The sequence below is a fragment of the Enterobacter cloacae complex sp. P40C2 genome (genome assembly GCF_014930695.1).
In the GTDB taxonomy this organism is placed as follows: Bacteria; Pseudomonadota; Gammaproteobacteria; order Enterobacterales; family Enterobacteriaceae; genus Enterobacter; species Enterobacter pasteurii.
The window spans coordinates 1-929 of the sequence record NZ_JADBRP010000028.1 but is presented as its reverse complement, the minus strand read 5'-3'; the positions used below and the strand labels follow the sequence as shown (position 1 = coordinate 929).

The 929-nt window shown below is 53.3% G+C and carries 1 protein-coding gene; it reads left to right on the top strand.

Going from position 1 to position 929, the window contains the following annotated elements; translation table 11 throughout:
• Window positions 1-929 (top strand): elongation factor Tu (gene tuf, locus IM304_RS22160; protein WP_193362885.1); only part of this gene is annotated, 929 nt, incomplete at both ends.

The following is a 929-nucleotide window of genomic DNA, read 5'->3' as shown; positions in this document are numbered from 1 at the left end:
GGCCACGCCGACTATGTTAAAAACATGATCACCGGTGCTGCGCAGATGGACGGCGCGATCCTGGTTGTTGCTGCGACTGACGGCCCAATGCCTCAGACCCGTGAGCACATCCTGCTGGGGCGTCAGGTAGGCGTTCCTTACATCATCGTGTTCCTGAACAAATGCGACATGGTTGATGACGAAGAGCTGCTGGAACTGGTAGAGATGGAAGTTCGTGAACTGCTGTCTCAGTACGATTTCCCGGGCGACGATACCCCAATCGTTCGTGGTTCCGCGCTGAAAGCGCTGGAAGGCGAAGCAGAGTGGGAAGAGAAAATCATCGAACTGGCTGGCTACCTGGATTCTTACATCCCAGAACCAGAGCGTGCGATTGACAAGCCATTCCTGCTGCCAATCGAAGACGTATTCTCCATCTCCGGTCGTGGTACCGTTGTTACCGGTCGTGTAGAGCGCGGTATCATCAAAGTTGGTGAAGAAGTTGAAATCGTTGGTATCAAAGAGACTGCGAAGTCTACCTGTACTGGCGTTGAAATGTTCCGCAAACTGCTGGACGAAGGCCGTGCTGGTGAGAACGTAGGTGTTCTGCTGCGTGGTATCAAACGTGAAGAAATCGAACGTGGTCAGGTACTGGCGAAGCCAGGTTCAATCAAGCCACACACCAAGTTCGAATCTGAAGTGTACATTCTGTCCAAAGACGAAGGCGGCCGTCATACTCCGTTCTTCAAAGGCTACCGTCCACAGTTCTACTTCCGTACAACTGACGTGACCGGTACCATCGAACTGCCAGAAGGCGTAGAGATGGTAATGCCAGGCGACAACATCAAGATGGTTGTGACTCTGATCCACCCAATCGCGATGGACGACGGTCTGCGTTTCGCAATCCGTGAAGGCGGCCGTACCGTTGGCGCGGGCGTTGTTGCTAAAGTTCT